The 16,804-nt window shown below is 58.0% G+C and carries 17 protein-coding genes; 4 read left to right on the forward strand and 13 right to left on the reverse strand.

The features are described 5' to 3' along the window. From ACESSC_RS06270 to ACESSC_RS06325, 12 genes are all read right to left on the reverse strand, one after another. Window positions 1–825: a BtpA/SgcQ family protein gene (locus ACESSC_RS06270; RefSeq protein WP_373161962.1), complete on the reverse strand. Its 825-nt coding sequence runs from the start codon at window positions 823–825 to the stop codon at window positions 1–3. An 18-nt stretch (window positions 826–843) separates the two neighbouring features. After that, complete coding sequence (locus ACESSC_RS06275) at window positions 844–1,272, reverse strand: secondary thiamine-phosphate synthase enzyme YjbQ (protein ID WP_117735290.1); 429 nt, start codon at window positions 1,270–1,272, stop codon at window positions 844–846. A gap of 2 nt (window positions 1,273–1,274) precedes the next feature. Further along, a complete protein-coding gene (locus ACESSC_RS06280; protein WP_373161965.1) occupies window positions 1,275–2,135 on the reverse strand; it encodes an amidohydrolase family protein in 861 nt (286 codons plus the stop codon). A gap of 27 nt (window positions 2,136–2,162) precedes the next feature. Further along, the gene (gene frlD, locus ACESSC_RS06285; protein ID WP_117798004.1) at window positions 2,163–2,963 is read right to left on the reverse strand and encodes a fructoselysine 6-kinase; all 801 of its coding nucleotides are present in this window, start codon (window positions 2,961–2,963) and stop codon (window positions 2,163–2,165) included. Between the two features lie 121 nt (window positions 2,964–3,084). Continuing rightward, a complete protein-coding gene (locus ACESSC_RS06290) occupies window positions 3,085–3,948 on the reverse strand; it encodes a PfkB family carbohydrate kinase (protein ID WP_373161969.1) in 864 nt (287 codons plus the stop codon). A 14-nt stretch (window positions 3,949–3,962) separates the two neighbouring features. Next, window positions 3,963–4,931, reverse strand: a complete 969-nt coding sequence (locus ACESSC_RS06295) for an SIS domain-containing protein (RefSeq protein ID WP_373161972.1) — start codon at window positions 4,929–4,931, stop codon at window positions 3,963–3,965. Window positions 4,932–4,993: 62 nt separating this feature from the next. Then, window positions 4,994–5,845 carry a sugar phosphate isomerase/epimerase family protein gene (locus ACESSC_RS06300; protein ID WP_195535836.1) on the reverse strand — a complete coding sequence of 284 codons (852 nt, stop codon included), beginning with the start codon at window positions 5,843–5,845 and terminating at the stop codon, window positions 4,994–4,996. A gap of 1 nt (window position 5,846) precedes the next feature. Further along, window positions 5,847–7,430 (reverse strand): amidohydrolase, encoded by a 1,584-nt coding sequence (locus tag ACESSC_RS06305; RefSeq protein ID WP_373161975.1) that lies wholly within the window; start codon window positions 7,428–7,430, stop codon window positions 5,847–5,849. 9 nt (window positions 7,431–7,439) lie between these two features. Next, window positions 7,440–8,903 carry a YfcC family protein gene (locus ACESSC_RS06310; protein ID WP_373161978.1) on the reverse strand — a complete coding sequence of 488 codons (1,464 nt, stop codon included), beginning with the start codon at window positions 8,901–8,903 and terminating at the stop codon, window positions 7,440–7,442. Window positions 8,904–9,121: 218 nt separating this feature from the next. Further along, entirely contained in the window at window positions 9,122–9,865 is a 744-nt protein-coding gene (locus ACESSC_RS06315; protein WP_373161981.1) for a GntR family transcriptional regulator, read from the reverse strand. A gap of 150 nt (window positions 9,866–10,015) precedes the next feature. Continuing rightward, window positions 10,016–10,675 carry an HAD family hydrolase gene (locus ACESSC_RS06320; RefSeq protein WP_306437775.1) on the reverse strand — a complete coding sequence of 220 codons (660 nt, stop codon included), beginning with the start codon at window positions 10,673–10,675 and terminating at the stop codon, window positions 10,016–10,018. Between the two features lie 64 nt (window positions 10,676–10,739). Next, window positions 10,740–11,582, reverse strand: coding sequence for a Cof-type HAD-IIB family hydrolase (locus ACESSC_RS06325; RefSeq protein WP_373161985.1), 843 nt, complete (start codon window positions 11,580–11,582; stop codon window positions 10,740–10,742). Between the two features lie 334 nt (window positions 11,583–11,916). Here ACESSC_RS06325 and ACESSC_RS06330 point away from each other — a divergent pair, with 334 nt between their 5' ends. The 4 genes from ACESSC_RS06330 to ACESSC_RS06345 all read left to right on the forward strand — a co-directional run bounded on the left by ACESSC_RS06330 (window position 11,917) and on the right by ACESSC_RS06345 (window position 14,939). Further along, on the forward strand, window positions 11,917–12,333 hold the full coding sequence (locus tag ACESSC_RS06330) for a hypothetical protein (RefSeq protein ID WP_373161988.1): 417 nt from the start codon (window positions 11,917–11,919) through the stop codon (window positions 12,331–12,333). 14 nt (window positions 12,334–12,347) lie between these two features. Next, window positions 12,348–12,962: a hypothetical protein gene (locus tag ACESSC_RS06335; RefSeq protein ID WP_373161991.1), complete on the forward strand. Its 615-nt coding sequence runs from the start codon at window positions 12,348–12,350 to the stop codon at window positions 12,960–12,962. Window positions 12,963–13,024: 62 nt separating this feature from the next. After that, on the forward strand, window positions 13,025–13,642 hold the full coding sequence (locus tag ACESSC_RS06340; RefSeq protein WP_022094432.1) for an ATP-dependent Clp protease proteolytic subunit: 618 nt from the start codon (window positions 13,025–13,027) through the stop codon (window positions 13,640–13,642). Next, entirely contained in the window at window positions 13,635–14,939 is a 1,305-nt protein-coding gene (locus tag ACESSC_RS06345; RefSeq protein WP_117745869.1) for a VirD4-like conjugal transfer protein, CD1115 family, read from the forward strand. The genes ACESSC_RS06340 and ACESSC_RS06345 overlap by 8 nt, the downstream gene beginning before the upstream one ends. Window positions 14,940–15,080: 141 nt before the next feature. Here ACESSC_RS06345 and pgi read toward each other — a convergent pair whose 3' ends face one another. Next, window positions 15,081–16,775: a glucose-6-phosphate isomerase gene (pgi, locus tag ACESSC_RS06350; RefSeq protein WP_117564424.1), complete on the reverse strand. Its 1,695-nt coding sequence runs from the start codon at window positions 16,773–16,775 to the stop codon at window positions 15,081–15,083. Window positions 16,776–16,804 lie beyond the last annotated feature (29 nt).

The following is a 16,804-nucleotide window of genomic DNA, read 5'->3' on the forward strand; positions in this document are numbered from 1 at the left end:
CTACTCCCCTCGCGCCGTACGAGCGGCAGCCATAAAACGAACTACCCGCTCAACATCAACCGGGGCATCCAGCTTTCCGTCGCGCTTTAAGCAGGTGCCGACAAACGCGCCATCGTAGTGAGCAAATACGTCAGCCACGGTATTTTCGCGACAACCGGTGCCACATACCACAGGCACTTCGCCAACACGCTCGCGGACCTCATCGGCAAGCTCGCCCGAAGCACCACGACCGGCAGCCGAACCGCCGATGACCATCGCATCTGGAAGGCAATTAAAGAGAAGTGAATCGGCAATGTCCGCAGTCGTGCGGTCGTTGAGATAAACCTCCCCCTCGCTCGTGATGAAGTGAAAAAGCTTGAGGTCGTCCAGGCGCAGCGCCGTCTTGCGACGCATGGTGTGAGCGAAATCTCGGTTAATCAGCCCGAGATCACCGGCCCAGGCACCGCAAAAATTGCAGCGCGTGAACTGCGCATCGACGGCAGCGCACAGCTCGATTGTGGCATCACCATCGTAAATGGCTTCAGCTCCCCAAGGGGTCGACAAATCATGGGACAGAACCCCGATTACATAGCCCATCGATGCAAGGGTTGAGGGAGAAACGTGCTGCTCATAGGGCATCGAGAGCTCATTGGTAATCAAAATGCCATCGACACCGCCCCGTTGCAACGCTTCGAGATCGCGCTTGGCGGCTTCCACGACCTGCGACACGCTTCCGCCCGGGTAATACAGTGGATCGCCCGGCAGAGGACGCAGGTGCAGCATTCCGATAACCGGCTTTTCGGTCTTGAACATCGAAGTTAGAAACGACATGACGTACTCCTTCATAGGGTTATCGCGGGGACGTTACTCCCCCAGCACCTCGACGTACACTTTTCGCTTCTGCGGACCGTCAAACTCCGCAAGATAGATGTTCTGGGCACCTCCACACACGATGTGGCCATCTTGGACGGGAAAGAAGCAGCTGTTTCCACAAATCATGCTCTTGATATGCCCACAGGAGTTGTTGCCGGTGGCTCCATAGCTCGGCAGGAAGTGTGCATGCGCATAGGGGGCATCTAGCGGGGCGATGCGATCAAGCGTCTCCATAAGATCCGTCTCCACGCAGGGCAGCCCCTCGTTTACCACGATTCCACAGGTCGTATGCGACAAAATAATCGCTGCCAAGCCATTCGTCACCGAGCTGCGTTCAATGGCAGCGTGCACGTCTTCGGTAATATCGATGAACTGGTCCGGAGCAGTCGATAGATAGCTCAATGTCTCGAGCGTCACCATGTTCACTCATCCCCTTCAAGAAAACGCAGGGCATTACCCCAGTAGAGCCTTTCTCGCGCATCATCGCGCATGGACACGGTATCGAGCGCCCGTTTGAGTTTGAACGCACGGAAGCGCGGCGTATTGCTGGCGAACATCACTTGATGCGATAGCGCGCGCTCATACCACAGCGGCCCCATATCGACCGTGAAAAGACGCTGCATCATCTCCTCGGGCGAATCGATGTAAGTGATAGAGGTGTCCGTGTAGCAGTTGGGATACTTGAGCAGCATCGCCACGGTCTCGCGCACCCAGGGCCAGCCAAAGTGGGTCAAACTAAAACGCACATTTGGATGCGTTGCGATTGTGTGCTCAAATACAAGCGGATTACTGCGCGAGAGCTCTGCGCCCGGCTCCCAAGACATACCGGCATGGAAAACCACCGGCTTGTTATAGCGCTCGCACAGCTCGTAAAGCGGCTCGGCCACGGCATCATCGGGAGCAAAACCCTGCTTTGCCGGATGCAGGCAAAGCCCCTTTGCCCCCAACTCGGTAAAGGCGCGCCCCAATTCGTCTGCGGCACCGCTCACCTGCGGATCTACGCTCGCAAATCCCCACAGACGATCGGGATGCGCGGCAACCAGCATGGCAATCTGGTCATTGGTGCCAAAATTCCCTCCGCATGCCGTGGTTACATCGAGCGGCATGAGCACGCTCTTCTGCACATCGCAGACGTCCATCTCGACTTGAAGCTCATCCCAATCCATGGGGCCCATATGCCCCATACCAAATTCTCGTGACCAAAAACCGAATCCATCAGGCTCATCACCCGGCGTATAGATCTCGCCGTAGAGCATGGGCTGGACCAACATGTCGATAACCATTTCGCACTCCTTTCCAAGCATTTGACCCTAGTACGGCTCAAAAGAGCCGATGACGCGGGACGAAAGCTCGGCGCCCGCCTTCATACACGCCGGAATATCAAGGCCATCAATCACGCCCTTGGTAAACCCGGCGATATACGAGTCACCGGCGCCCACGGTGTTAACGACCTTCTCCGCCGGTACGATCCCGCACTCATAGAAGCGTTCGCCGTCAAAGGCAATGCTTCCCTTCTCGCCAAGCGTGGCAACTGCCACCCGCGGCCCCAACTTCTGTACGTGACGTACCCAATCACGCAGCTCCGGAGTGTCCTCTTCAAACGACATAAACGCATAGTCTACGTAAGGAAAATGAGCCTCGCAGGCATATTCGGGATCCTGGCTGAACACCGAGAAGTCCATAACCACCGTCTTGCCCGCATCATGCCATTCGGGCAGGAGGTCCAAACAATTGCCAAACAGGTCGGTATGAATGATGTCATGCTCTAGGATAAACGCCCGGTCATCTTCATTCGGTCGATATGTCTCCATTACGCCATCGATTGCCTCGAGATGCACGCGATCGACGCCGTCTTTCAATGCCATGAGCATCACCGAGGTGTCGCCATCCTCCACCCGCAGATGTGAGATATCGAACCCCTCAGCGGCCAGCGCCTCTCTCATCTTGTCTCCGTACTCGTCCTTGCCGACAACCGACACGGCGGATACCGAAACTCCCATTCGTGCAAGATGGATACCCCAGTCAATGCCATTACCAGTCGGATAGAACACGCCGATGTTTTGATAGACGTCCGCACAGCAAAAACCAGCCGCGCACGCTTTAATACTCATGGTCTTCTCCAATGTTCAAAAGGGGACCCACCACATGGCGAGCCCCCTTTTCGCGTTTCGCTTATTGTTTTGCATCGGCCGTCCAAAGCCTCATAGCCAGACCGCCGTACGCTTTCTTAAGCTATTCGACGATTGGTGCTCCGTGGCCCCAAGAACCTTCCATGCCGCACACGGTCGAGGCAAACCCAGCAGCAAAGTCGAGCGCACGCTCGATGGCCTCGGCGCCATCTTCACCACGCTTGGCGGAATCGAGATAGCACATCAAAAACGAGGTGAGGAACGAGTCGCCCGCCCCCATGGTGTCCTTCATGTCCGTTACCGGTTTAGCCAGCTGGCGGTAATAACGCTCGCCGTCGTAAGCAATGCAGCCCTCGGCGCCCGCCGTAGCCGACACAAAACGCGGACCCAAGCCCTTCACCCATGCCAGACGCTCGCGAATCTCGTCCTCACTCGCGGCATCCGCCGCACTAAAGAAAGCGAAATCGACGTAGGGCGCAATCTGCTCGTAGTACTCGTCGGTGGAGTCGTCCGAAAAGTCAAAAGAGACCGTGACGCCCGCAGCCTTCAGCTTGGGCAGCTCGCGCTCGGTAAAGCAATAGTTGCCCGAATGAACCACATCGAACTGCTTCACGTACGAAAGGTCAAAGCGATCGAGGACATAGCGCGCATCGCCACGGATACCGCCCTCGTTGGAGCCAAGGAAGACACGGTCACCGTCAACGACGGTGACGCGAGCCGCTCCGTTCTCGCCAATCATCTGCTCGCACTTGTCAAGCTCGATACCCTCATCCTCGAGGCTTGCAATGACATGCTCGGCAGCGGCGTCATTGCCAAAAATGCCCATGTATGCGGAGCGTGCGGCACCGCATTTCTTGGCATAAACGGCGAAGTTCACCGCATTGCCGCCAGGATACATGGTATGGATATGCTCGTAGCGATCGACGACGTTGTCGCCAAATCCGAGCGCGTTAACGTTAAATGCCATGGCCTTTGTCCCTTCTAGTACTCGACAACACCCATATAGCGACGGAAATCGGGATCGTGATCAAACACCTTGCCGCGTGCAGCACGCAGCTCGCAGTTCATGGCATAGAACAGCACCGGGTCCAGATAGGCACGGACGCTCGCCGGCACGGCTTCCATACCGTACTCCTTGGCATCGAGCACCATCAGCGTATCGGTATGCGTCTTAAGGAACGCCAGGGCGCGCTCGTCCATAGCACGGCACTCGCTGGAGCCCATCTGCAGGAAGTAAAAAACGCCATCCTGAGTAGCCTCGAAGGGGCCATGGAAGTACTCGGCAGAGTGGATGTAGCTGCAGTGCTGCCACTGCATCTCCATAAGAGAGCAGATAGCGAAACCGTAGGTCTGGCTAAAGTTGGGACCGCTGCCCAGAATATAGAAGAACTCGTGCTCCTGGCAAAGCTTGGCAAAGCGATCGCCCAGCTCGGCATTTACCTTCTCGCGTGCCGGGGGAAGAATCTTATCCATCTCGGCGATACCGGCATACATATCGGCAAGATCGGCGTAGCCCTCCTGCTGATCGAGCAGCTCTGCCGCAAGCGACAGCGAAATACCAGCGGGGACCTCGGCCTGCGACACACCCTCGCCCCACGGGTAGACCCACGTGGTCCACTTGCCGGAGTCGATCTTAGATCCAGCGTTGTCGGTCTGGGCGATCACCGTAGCGCCGGCAGCAAGGGCAATCTCGCAGCCCTCGACGACCTCGGGGGTGTTGCCACTGTGGCTACAAGCGATGACCAGGGACTTCTCGCCCAGACGACGCGGACGCATAATGTCGAATTCACGCGCGGTATAGATATACGAAGTGAAGGTGGTTGCCTCGCGCTGCAGAAGCTCATGAGCCGGGATCAAATCGATCATGGAGCCACCGCAAGCAATCCAGTAGACGCTGTCGAACTTGCCCTTCTCGGCAATTGCCTCTTTGATCAGATCGTGTGCGTTCATATCCAGTTCCTTTCTTGTTTGGTCCGCAATCAATGAGATTGGCTGCGTGGCCGATAGTTGTTTTAGTCAATCAGATATTTCTCGAATGCGGCCATGTTCTTGGCATCTGCCGCCGCCGGGTCATCGTAGTAACGACCGTCCGTGATTTCCTGGCCCAGCATGCCGTCAAAACCATGGGCGTTGAGCGTGGCGACGAAGGCGTCCATATCGTGCTTGCCATCGCCCCACACCAGATGGCCATACGGGTCACCGTCGATAAAGTGCATCTCGTGAATTGCCCCATCACCAAAGGCGGCAAACCAGTCCTCGAGCGTCTCGCCTGCAACGCCCATCGCGGTTGTATCAACCATGGGCTGTAAGTACGGGCTCGCGACCTCGTCAATCATGCGCTTCGCATCGGAAACCGTCGTCACAAGGTTGCTCTCCTCGGGACGCAGGCTTTCCATCGTAAGCACCAGACCGTGCTCGCCGGCATACTCCGCCAGAATGGACAAGTGCTCGCGGCTGCGCTTCCAGGCTTCCTCGCGATCCTCGTCCCAGTCGCCCCAGCCCGAGTTGACGGACATACGGTCGCACCCAAGTACCTCGGCAAGCTCAATGCCGTGCTTAAAGTACGCCAGGCTGCGCTGTTCATGCAGCGGCTTGCGTGCGCAGTATTGCCAAGGATAGACAACATTCTCGGGGCACAGAGTACGATACCTAAGCCCACGGTCTGCAGCCTTTTTCGCCAGGACCTCAGCCTCAAAGTAGCCCGTGTGGTCGAGCGTCACATGCGGCTCCGCACACCACAGCTCAATGGACTCAAAGCCCAAACGCTGCTGCGCGTCAAGGAAGTAATCGAGCGACCACATGATGTAGTGGATATTCATGCCCGCAATCTGTTCGCGGCGCAGCGTCGGTTTGGATTCAGACACCTTATGCCTCCTTATTTCGATCGAACACGATTTGTCCGTCCGACATCGTCATATCAACCGCAAGATCGCGTGCGTCGCGATAATCGAGGTCAAACACATCCCGATCGAGCACGCAAATATCGGCAAGCTTGCCGACCTCGAGCGTACCCAGCTCGTCTTCGCGCATCAGGTCGTACGCGCCCCCGGCAGTCCAAGCGCGCAAGAGCTCGACAAGCGTCAGCGCGTTGACCTCATTCACGGGCAGTCCGTCGTCGAAGTATCCGCCGCACGCACTGTAGATTGACTCGCCCAAGCTCGGAATCAACAGCGGTAAATCCGTGCCACAGCACACTGTGCATCCGGAATCTTCCATGCCGCGGCGATTCCAGCTATGCAAAAGTCGCGTCTCGCCAATTTGTCGACGCATCATCGACAGGCAATCCTCGCGTCGGTCCAGCGTCAGAATCTGCGGATAGACCTCGCAAATTCCACCTAACTTGCCAAACTCGACAAGATCGGTCGGGTCAGAGTTCTCGAGATCGGTAATCGCATGGCGGCGAAGCATCCGTCCATGCTCGTCTCGAGGCAGCGAGGCATAGAGCGCCACGGTGCGACGAACGGCGCCATCGCCCTGGCAATGCAAGGAATATCGGAATCCGTCAGCATCAATTGCACGCAGCTCGTTCTCAATCAGATCCCACTCTGGCTCCTCGACGACCGTCTTGCCGGCAGCACCCGCATCGGCCGAGTCCTCATAGGGTTCTATCATCTCGGCAAGCCCCGCCCATACGCCGCGATCGGTCATACGGTTGAAGCCAGAAAAACGAACGAACGGTCCCCGGAAGCGCTCTCGTGCCTCGCGGGCATATGCAAGATTTGCACCGGCACCCACCGGCTGCGACATCATAGAGACGCGAACCGTCAGCTCACCAGATTCCTCACGGCGAGCCATTTCGTCGGCAAAGCCGTAGTAGTCATCAAACGCCATCTCCTTGATGGCGGTAACGCCGCGTTCGTTAAGCATGCTCATGTAGTCCGAATACCCGGCACGTACCTCAGGCAGCGCGAGGAAATCGCTCATCATGCGCCAGATCTTCTCGGCATAGCACGCCTGGGGTGTGAAGCCGTATCGCGCACTGGCGGCAGCATTGAGAACACAGGTCTCCGCGCCCGGTGTAAAGCAGACGACAGGGATATCGCCAAAACACTCGTCAAACACAGCTGCTGTATTTGCGTTCTCGGCATCCGATGCCAACGTTTCGGGTAGGTTGTGGCCAAAAGCCGCCGCGCAATCCGGATGATCTTCTTTCCATGCACGCAAGAGCGACACGGCCTCTTTGGCATCGGCGACGCCGGACAGATCAGACCCCAACGTCCGCAGTGCCCAGCCCGTATAGAAGGTATGCACATCGATCAGGCCGGGCATGACGGTGCGGTCGCCCAGGTCAACTACCTCGTCCGCTTGGGTCAAATACGAAGCTACCTCGCACTTGGTGCCAACAGCCTCAATTCGATTGCCACGGACCGCTACGAAACCTTCAAACGGCAGGTCCCCCGTACCAGTAAAGACGCTCTTAGACGTCAGGACCGTCAAACGATCAGACATCACAACCACCTACATCGGAAGCATGCCAGAGATTGCCGTTACGATCAGGCCAAAGACGACCATGAAAATGAAGAACTTCCAAATGGTCTTCCACCATTGGCCAAACGAAATCTTAGCCACGGCAAGGCCGGCGACCGTCATGCCCGCCACGGGACTGATGGTGTTGATGGTCTGATTAGCAAACTGGAGCGCGGTAACGGCTGCCTCGGGATTGAGGCCCATAAGCTCGGTCAGGGGGCCCATAACAGGCATGGTGAGCGCCGCCAGGCCAGAACTCGAGGGAACCAGCAAAGAGAGCAGGCCAAGGACGATATACATAAACGTGGTGTAGACGGCGGCGGGTGCACCGGCGAGCGCAGTAGCGAGCGCCTGGAGGATGGTGTCGATGATCATGCCGCCCTCGGCGATGACCAGAATACCGCGAGCGATACCGATAACGATAGCGGCGTACGCAAAGTCGGCGAGACCTTTAACGAACTCCTCAGCGATCGTCTGCTGGTCAAGACCGCCCAGGATACCGGCAAGCAAGCCCATGCCAAGGAACACGGCGGAAATCTCATTCATGTACCAGCCCTGGGTAACAAGACCCCAGACGATAATGCCCATACCGCAGGCAAAATCGATAAGCACGAGCTTCTGACGGGTAGTGAACTCTTCCTCGATGGAAGCATCGGTCACGGAAAACTCGATACGCTTGAGCTTATCGTCCTCATACGTAATGGACGACTCGGGGTTTTTCTTGACGCGCATGGCATAGCGCATGGCCCATGCGATGCCAACGGCGGTAAAGATGACCCAAGAAATGGCGCGCAGCCACAGCTGAGGATTGCCCTCGATGCCGATAATGCCCTGTGCGATCAAGACGTTAAACGGATCGATGGTCGAGGCACAATATCCCAGGTTAGGACCAAGGAAGCAGATGATGAATGCCGTCATCGAGTCATAACCGATACCCATCATGATGGGAATGAAGATGGCATAGAACGGCAGGGCTTCCTCAGACATACCAAACGTAGTGCCGCAAATGGACAGCAACGTCATCGTGATGGGAATGATGAGGATGTCCTTGTTCTTGAGTTTTTTAATCACACGGCTCATGCCGGCATTCAAAGCGTTGGTCTTGGTGATGATTGCGAACGATCCGCCAATCAATAAGACGAACGCAACGACGTCGGCAGCCTCCTGGATGCCCTTAGTAGGCGCTTGCAGGACCGCAAAGATATCCTGGCCCAGATTGATGGTCTCGCCGGTCTCGGAATCGGTGTAGTTCTTATCGACCTGTTCATAGGTTCCAGCAACGGCGACTTCACGCTCACCCGCCGCTGTCGAAATCGTCTTGCGCTGATACTGACCAGAGGGAACGATCCAAGTCAGGACCGCAAAGACAACGATCAGCAAGAACATGATCGTATAGACATGCGGTAATTTGAACTTAAAACGTCTGTTTGTCTTCTTCGCCTTCGTATCTGACATAGATACCTCCAAAGAACTCGAGAATGCATCACATCTCGCTTCAACGCTTACACAAGGCAAACGTTCTATGACGTTCTATAGATTACCAGCAGCTTTTTCCTTCATCAAGATAATTTCAAACTGATTGCCGCAACGCGGTTGAACGGTTGCGTTTGTGCCGTGAACGGTATGGAAGCGCCCGGTGAGATGATCCACCGGGCGCTTCCATTCGCAATGTCCTAGATGTCAAAAACGTAGCGAGACCCAACGATTCGCTGACGACCGATGATAAACGGCCGCCGCTGCCCATCGAAAAAGAAGGCTTCCATATAAAACAAGGGTTCGCCAACGGGAACTGCCAACAGTCGAGCGACCTCGGGCGACGCGCACGCGATCTCGAGCGTGCACGGGTCGGTAAACGCGGGCGTGCGGCCCGTCCGGTTGCGCACGAACTCAAAAATGGATTGGTTAGATAGAGGTGCCGTTGATAGATAGGCGTTGTCCTCGTAAACATATATGTTGTTCTCGAGCATGACAGGGACGCCATCGGCAGTGCGCACGCGCTCAACGCAAATCAAGTCAGTTCCAACGGGAACACCAAAGAACTGTGCTTCGGTGGAATCCGCCGGCAGTATCTTTCTCGAAATGACACACGCCCCCGGTTCCATTCCGTTAACGCGGCATGCGTCCGAAAAACTCTGAACGTCATCCTTCTGGCGAATCTTGCGCTTGAGCTTGGGGGCATTGACAAACGTGCCTTTCCCCTGTCGCTTCGTTAGATAGCCCTGCTGGACGAGCTCCTCAATAGCGCGTCGCACGGTAACGCGGCCAACTTTATAGCTCTCAGCCAATTCGAATTCGTTGGGTATCCGCGCGCCTGACTTGTAGGCGCCGGAGTTGATTTCGTTTTTAATGATATCAATGACCTGTTGGTACAGCGGTATCGCTGCTTTACCGTCAGTCGGCCCTTCAGTCGGTGGCATATACCCTCTCCCAGCACAATTAATTCTAAAACGGGCTTAAGGGCATTCAACAAGCCCTTAAGCCCGCATTAGCTTAAAGTATGCTAGGTGTCGCACCAAAATGTTGGCTATTTACTCATCAGACCCGAAAAACGCGCAACTACCGCGCTCCTAAGAAAGCGTGAGCAGCTCCGGCAGCTGGTCGATAATCTTGTCCGCGGCATCCTGGCTAAAGCCAAAGCGTTCCTCGCGCTTGGCAACGACCGTCAGGCCGGCTCGCTTGCCGGCAGTGATGCCAGGCACCGAATCCTCAACGCAGCAGCAGCGATTCGCGGGCAGCCCCAGCAGGTCCAGCGCATGCAGGTAGATGTCGGGCTCGGGCTTACTCTCCTTAAACTGCTCGCCGCTCACCACATACTCAAAGGCATCCGACAGCCCGCACGCGTTGAGCACTTCCTCGATGCTATCCATGGGAGACGAGCTGGCAAGCGCCACGCGAACGCCACGGCGCGGCAGCTCTCGAATCGTATCCACGGCGCCTGGGTTAATCAAAGCCTGATAGTCGCGCGGACGCTTATGCGCCCACTCGTCCCAACGGGCCAACGCTTCCTCGCCAGTGAAATGCCCCTTACCGGCGCGCTCAAACCAATCGACCAGCATATGCAGGAAGAACTGATGCGAGGTACCGACTTGCCCATTCAACTCCTCTTGAGTCAGGTTAAGCCCAAGCTCCTTGGCAAACGCGGCAGTCTCGCCCAGGTAGTAATACTCGGTATCGACAATGACACCGTCCATGTCAAAGATAACGGCGTCGAACGGAAATGCGGACACGGCACCCTCCCTAACAAAAGGGCGCCCGCAAGCAGGCGCCCAAACCATGCATTAATCGGCGATTCTAACCCAGCAGCTTATCCAGCGCCACTGCAATACCGTCTTCGTTGTTATTGGCGGTTACCATCTGGGCAACTGCCTTAACCTCATCGACGGCGTTGCCCATGGCAACACCGGTGCCGGCCCACTCAATCATGGACTTGTCGTTCTGGCCGTCGCCAAACGAGACGACCTCGCTGGCATCGATACCGAGCTTGGGCAGGGCACCCTCGAGCGCACGGGCTTTGTCGATACCGGGCGCCGTGTACTCAAAGTACCAGTCGGCCGTAAACATGCCCGAAAGCGTCTGGGTAAAGGGCGCATACATCTCCTCGTAATGCGCCTGCAGGTAGGTCGGATCACCCGCCGTCAGCAGCTTGTCCACGGGATAAGTGTCCACGACCTCATGCAAGCTCTCGACCTCGCGAATCTTAAGATCGCACGCATCGCGCTCATACTTGACAATATTCTTCTGCGAACCGTCCGGCAGTGTGATCATGCAGCGATACGAGTCCACGACGTGCAGGTCCCGACCGAGCGAGATCATGGGAATCACGTCGAAATTGCGCAGGTGATCAATCAGGCGATGCAATTCGTCGGCAGGCATAGCCTGATCGAACAGCACCTCATCGGTCTGAGCGTCGACCACATGCGCGCCATTAAAGGCAACTAGCAGACCATCATGGTTCTGAAGGTCGAGCTCCTGCGCCAAGGCGTGCAACCCCCATGCGGGACGGCCCGAAGCCAAGATGAGCTTAATGCCCGACTCCTGCGCCGCGAGCAGCTTCTCGCGCGTACGCGGGCTGATGACCTTTTGGTCGTTGGTGAGCGTACCGTCGATATCCATTGCGATGGCTTTGATTGCCATATGTGCCTCCTTGCATCGTTTTTATCGCGCACTATCTTATCCGAGCCGGGGCACGTTCGCATAGCGTGGCGCGTGACGGTTGCAAAACCACCCCATTTGAAACAAACGCAAAAAAGTACTTGCAAAGACGCGTTCCGACATATAAGTTGATAAAAGACCGCCGTTGCGGTTTTAAGTAGATCGAGCATATGAAGTTTGAGTTTTAGCGTGTAAGAGAAGGAAGATCGGCAAAGTACAACCCCAAACGCAATGACAACTTAATGAGGTAACTGCCACATGTGAGGCGCCCGGGGCATTGCTGTCTCGATTTTGAGCACGATGCCTTCCGCCTTGCATGGGCCGTTCCATCCCGCCCCTGCAGCAACTGCCTCACGGGCTCATTGAAAACCGCATAGCACCCCAACGTCAGCACATCACCCACGGCAAGCACATCACTCACGACAACCAACACATCAACAAACAGCACGAACATCAACCGATTGGAGAAGCTATGACAAACCACCACGCTGAAGACGGCGACAAGAAAAGCATTCTGGATGCCCGCATTGAGCGAGCATATGCAAACGAATATGACGCCGCCTTTGCCGCCGCGACCATCAAGAACTACGCGTCGCTACCGCTCGCGACGATCTTGGCCGACCACCCTCAACTGCTGAAGCGCTGCACAAAGATCATGGGCGACCCCGACATTCGCAAGCTGACAGACCCCTATGCCCCAAACGCGACAACGATTCGTACGTTCTTACCGTAGGCTGCCTAGCCCATATGCTTACGGCGCTCGACACGAAACTCAAGCTCGAATGGGAACCCGACGAGCGTCATGAACTCGAAAGCAAGCGGAACACCCTGCGCACCGCACTGTTCCTTCCGCTGGACGGCCTCAAGCGCTGCAACGTCGAGCTCAATACACAGGCGCGGCAAAAGCCCGGGACCACGGGGCAGAAAACTCCAAGACCCCATGCGGCCATCGTCGACCGCAACCGATATAACCGCATGACCGCGCACTTTTCCGCCGAGGGAGCAGCCATAAGGACGCTGATCGATCTGCTGTGCCTCCTGAGCATCAACGAGCTATTTGAGGGCTATCTCGCCCTTGTTCCCGCGACGGCACCCAAGTCGGTAGCAAAGATCATCGAGACCTGCAGACGCCAGTTTGAGCGCCATCGCAATGGCAGCGAGATGAACGCCAGCATCGCGCAGTACTACGCGGCTCATTACAAAAATGACGGATGTGCCCCTGTCGAGCATCAGCTGCGGCTCGCCTACACCACGCCCGCCGCAACGCTCCATCGCTTTGGAGCCTTTGGTGCTTGCGAGCCGCACGAACAGGCAGCCCGCCCCACAACCGAGCTCGATCTCAGGCTCGGACGAGCCCTGTAGCCCGCCAGCCCCCCGCGGGCAACAATCCTATTCCACGACACAACCAACAGAAAGGAGTCCTCATGGACACCAATCATTCCCCCATCATCAGCCCCCTCACCATGCGTGAATCCGCCCGAGGTATCACGCTCACCAGCATTTACGATGAGATGCTCGCCCGTCGCGAGCTCTCCGTCATGGGAAACATCGAAACCCCGATGGCCCATGACCTATGCCAGCAGATTCGCCTGCTCGATGCCACCGACCCCAGCCGCCCCATCACCATATTTGTCGCCAGCGCCGGCGGAAGCGTGCGATCGGGTCTTGCGATCTATGACGCCATGCGCCTCGCATCGTGCCCCATCCGCACCGTCTGCCTGGAATTCGCCGCGTCCATGGGCGCCGTGATCTTTATGGGCGGCGACGATCGCCGTATGGCGCCCCATGCAGAGCTCATGATTCACGACCCGCTGATCCCCCAGGGGGCAGGCGGCTCGGCACTTGCGCTGCAGGAAACCAGCCGGCGTCTCATGCAGACCCGCAAGACCCTCACGCAAATCCTCTCGGACCGCAGCGGCCTCACGCCCAAGCGCATCCAGTCCCTCACTGCAAAAGACACCTACCTTTCGGCCGAGCGCGCCGTCGAGCTCGGCTTTGCCCACGAAATCCTCTCGACCACCAAGGAGGTCGCCCATGTCTAACCTCGCCAGCCGCCTCGCCGCATCTGAGTCCGCATCGTCCACCATCCTCGCCAAGGATCGAACGCTTTCCTGCGACACCCGCCAAACGGGACTCAACAACAATGCACTTGTGATCGGCCCCTCGGGAGCCGGCAAGACCCGAAACGTCCTCAAGCCCAACCTGCTGCAAATGAACGCAAGCTACATCGTGCTCGACACCAAAGGCACGCTCTGTCGCGAAGTGGGACCCGTGCTGGCAGCCCACGGTTACCGCGTGCAATGTCTCAACTTCGCCGACCTCAACACCGTCCCGGCCCTTGCGCCCGGCATCGAGCGCTGCGGCTACAACCCCCTGAGGCACATTCGCCGCAAGGCGGACGGCAGGCCCAACCAGCAGGACATCCTCTCGGTGGCAAAGGCCATCTGCCCCATCGAGGACAACAACCAGCCTTTTTGGGATCATGCGGCGGCAAACCTGCTGTCGTGTCTTATCGCCTACGTCACCGAACAGCTACCCGCCGACGAGCAGACGATCAGCTCGGTCATCAAGCTGATCGAGCACCTGCAGGACGGTGCCACGGGTCGATTGTTTGACGACCTGATCACGACCGACCCCCAAAGCTATGCCCTCTCGCTATGGCGGCGCTACGCCATTACGCAAAATGCCGAGCGCATGCACGCGAGCATCGTCGGCATCCTTGCCGAAAAGGTCATGTGTCTGGGATTCGACGGTGCGGCACAGCTCTATCGTGAGTGCCATCAGGTGGACTTCGCTTCCATGGGACACACCCCCTGCGCCCTGTTTGTAACCGTGAGCGATATTGACCGCAATCTCGATCCGCTGACCGGCCTCTTTATTTCGCAGGCGTTTATGGGCCTCATTCGTGAGGCCGATAGGCAGCCCGACGGCAGCCTGCCCGTGCCCGTGCGCTTTATGCTCGATGACTTCGCAAATCTGCAGATCCCCCAGATCGACAACGTGCTCTCGATTATCCGAAGCCGCAACATCTGGGCAACGCTGCTGCTGCAGTCGACCAACCAGCTCGATGCGCTCTATGGCGAGGCACGCGCACGCTCCATCATGGGCAACTGCGACACGCATCTGGTGCTGGCGTTCCAGGATCCCGAGAGTGCCCGAGTGTTTTCCGACCGCGCCGACGCGCTGCCCAGCACGCTCATGGCGACGCCGATCGATCGCTCGTGGCTCTTTGTACGCGGTCGCACTCCCGAACAGGTCGAGCGCTTTAGGCTCGAAGACCATCCGCTCTACGGGGAGCTGCCCGAGGCGCAGCGAGGCCATGCGGAGGCCGAGATCTAGGCGCAGGGTTCTCGCAGCGCGCGGCGCCCCGGCAATGTTCCACAAAGGCCGTGCGCCCCGGGACCACGGCAAAGCAAAGGGGCCCGCATCCGATAGGATACGGGCCCCTGACTATAAGGCGCGATGCGTTAACAGCAGCGACTACTTGCGATGCGCGCGGTAGAACTCGATGAGCGCCTGGGTCGAAGCGTCCTGCTCGGCCTTGGCGGCGTCGTCGTGGAAGGCCGGGGTAATCTGCTTGGCAAGCTGCTTGCCCAGCTCGACGCCCCACTGGTCGTAGGAGTCGATGCCCCAGACCGTGCCCTCGACAAACGTGATGTGCTCGTACAGGGCGATGAGCTCGCCGAGCGCAAACGGGGTCAGCGTGTCGCCAAAGATCGAGGTCGTCGGGCGGTTGCCCTCAAAGCAACGGGCCGGGACGATCTGCTCGGGCGTACCCTCGGCACGAACCTCGTCGGCCGTCTTGCCAAAGGCGAGCGCCTTGGTCTGAGCCAGGAAGTTGCCCAGGAACAGCTCGTGGACATCCTGGCCGCTGTCGGTTGCGGGGTTGGCAGTGTTGGCGAAAGCGATAAAGTCGGCCGGAACCACCACGGTGCCCTGGTGCAGCAGCTGGTAGAAGGCATGCTGGCCGTTGGTGCCGGGCTCGCCCCAGAAGATCTCACCGGTGTCGGAGGTCACGGCGCTGCCGTCCCAGCGAACATGCTTGCCGTTGGACTCCATGGTGAGCTGCTGCAGGTAGGCCGGGAAGCGGTGCAGGTACTGGCAGTACGGCAGCACGGCATGGCTCTTGGAACCGAAGAAGTTGACGTACCAGACGTTGAGCAGACCCATCAGCGCGACGGCATTGTTCTCGAGCGGCGTGTTGCAGAAGTACTCGTCGATGGCGTGGAAGCCCTCAAGGAACTGCTGGAAACGCTCGGGGCCGAGCACGACGATCAGCGACAGGCCCACGGCGGAGTCGACGGAGTAGCGGCCGCCGACCCAATTCCAGAAACCAAAGGCGTTGGCGGGGTCGATGCCGAAGGCCTCGACCTTCTCGAGTGCGGTGGAAACGGCGACGAAGTGCTTTGCCACGGCCTCGGCGTTCTGCTCATCGGAGCCATCGATGGCGCCCTGAGCCTTGAGCTGCTCGAGCATCCAGGTCTTGACCTCGCGGGCGTTGGTGAGGGTCTCGAGCGTGGTGAAGGTCTTGGAGACGATAATCACGAGCGTGGTCTCGGGATCCAAACCCTTGAGCTTCTCGGCCTGGTCGTTGGGATCGATGTTGGAGATATAGCGGCAATCAATACCGGCGTCGGCATAGGGACGCAGGGCCTCGTAAGCCATGACCGGGCCCAGGTCGGAGCCGCCGATGCCGATGGACACCAGGTGCTCGATCTTTTTGCCGGTAACACCCTTCCACTCACCGGAGCGCACGCGCTCGGCGAAGGCATACATGCGGTCGAGGACCTCGTGCACGTCGGCGACGACATCCTGGCCGTCAACGATGAGCTGGCCCTTCTCGCTTGCCGGGCGGCGCAGCGCGGTGTGCAGGACGGCGCGGTCCTCGGTGGTGTTGATGTGCTCGCCGGAGAACATGGCGTCGCGGCGCTCCTCGAGCTTCACCTCGCGGGCAAGATCGCACAGCAGCTTGACGGTCTCATCGGTCACCAGGTTCTTCGACAGATCGAAGTGCAGGTCGCCGGCGTCAAAGCTCAGCTTGTTCACGCGCTCCGCATCGGCAGCGAACCAGGCCTTGAGGTCGATACCCTCGGCCTCGAGCTTCTCCTGATGGGCCTCGAGCGCCTTCCAAGCGGCGGTCGACGTAGCGTCGATAGGTGCGGCAACAGTTGCCATAAAGTCCTCCTCAACATACGGGCGCATAC

It is taken from the genome of Collinsella aerofaciens, assembly GCF_964243765.1.
GTDB lineage: Bacteria > Actinomycetota > Coriobacteriia > Coriobacteriales > Coriobacteriaceae > Collinsella > Collinsella aerofaciens_BU.

Bases quoted from the DNA above. Each gene is read 5' to 3' on its own strand.
- ACESSC_RS06270 (WP_373161962.1), bottom strand. From the start codon at position 825: ATGAAGGAGTACGTCATGTCGTTTCTAACTTCGATGTTCAAGACCGAA.
- ACESSC_RS06275 (WP_117735290.1), bottom strand. From the start codon at position 1,272: ATGGTGACGCTCGAGACATTGAGCTATCTATCGACTGCTCCGGACCAG.
- ACESSC_RS06280 (WP_373161965.1), bottom strand. From the start codon at position 2,135: ATGGTTATCGACATGTTGGTCCAGCCCATGCTCTACGGCGAGATCTAT.
- frlD (WP_117798004.1), bottom strand. From the start codon at position 2,963: ATGAGTATTAAAGCGTGCGCGGCTGGTTTTTGCTGTGCGGACGTCTAT.
- ACESSC_RS06290 (WP_373161969.1), bottom strand. From the start codon at position 3,948: ATGGCATTTAACGTTAACGCGCTCGGATTTGGCGACAACGTCGTCGAT.
- ACESSC_RS06295 (WP_373161972.1), bottom strand. From the start codon at position 4,931: ATGAACGCACACGATCTGATCAAAGAGGCAATTGCCGAGAAGGGCAAG.
- ACESSC_RS06305 (WP_373161975.1), bottom strand. From the start codon at position 7,430: ATGTCTGATCGTTTGACGGTCCTGACGTCTAAGAGCGTCTTTACTGGT.
- ACESSC_RS06310 (WP_373161978.1), bottom strand. From the start codon at position 8,903: ATGTCAGATACGAAGGCGAAGAAGACAAACAGACGTTTTAAGTTCAAA.
- ACESSC_RS06315 (WP_373161981.1), bottom strand. From the start codon at position 9,865: ATGCCACCGACTGAAGGGCCGACTGACGGTAAAGCAGCGATACCGCTG.
- ACESSC_RS06325 (WP_373161985.1), bottom strand. From the start codon at position 11,582: ATGGCAATCAAAGCCATCGCAATGGATATCGACGGTACGCTCACCAAC.
- ACESSC_RS06330 (WP_373161988.1), top strand. From the start codon at position 11,917: ATGGGCCGTTCCATCCCGCCCCTGCAGCAACTGCCTCACGGGCTCATT.
- ACESSC_RS06335 (WP_373161991.1), top strand. From the start codon at position 12,348: ATGCTTACGGCGCTCGACACGAAACTCAAGCTCGAATGGGAACCCGAC.
- ACESSC_RS06340 (WP_022094432.1), top strand. From the start codon at position 13,025: ATGGACACCAATCATTCCCCCATCATCAGCCCCCTCACCATGCGTGAA.
- ACESSC_RS06345 (WP_117745869.1), top strand. From the start codon at position 13,635: ATGTCTAACCTCGCCAGCCGCCTCGCCGCATCTGAGTCCGCATCGTCC.
- pgi (WP_117564424.1), bottom strand. From the start codon at position 16,775: ATGGCAACTGTTGCCGCACCTATCGACGCTACGTCGACCGCCGCTTGG.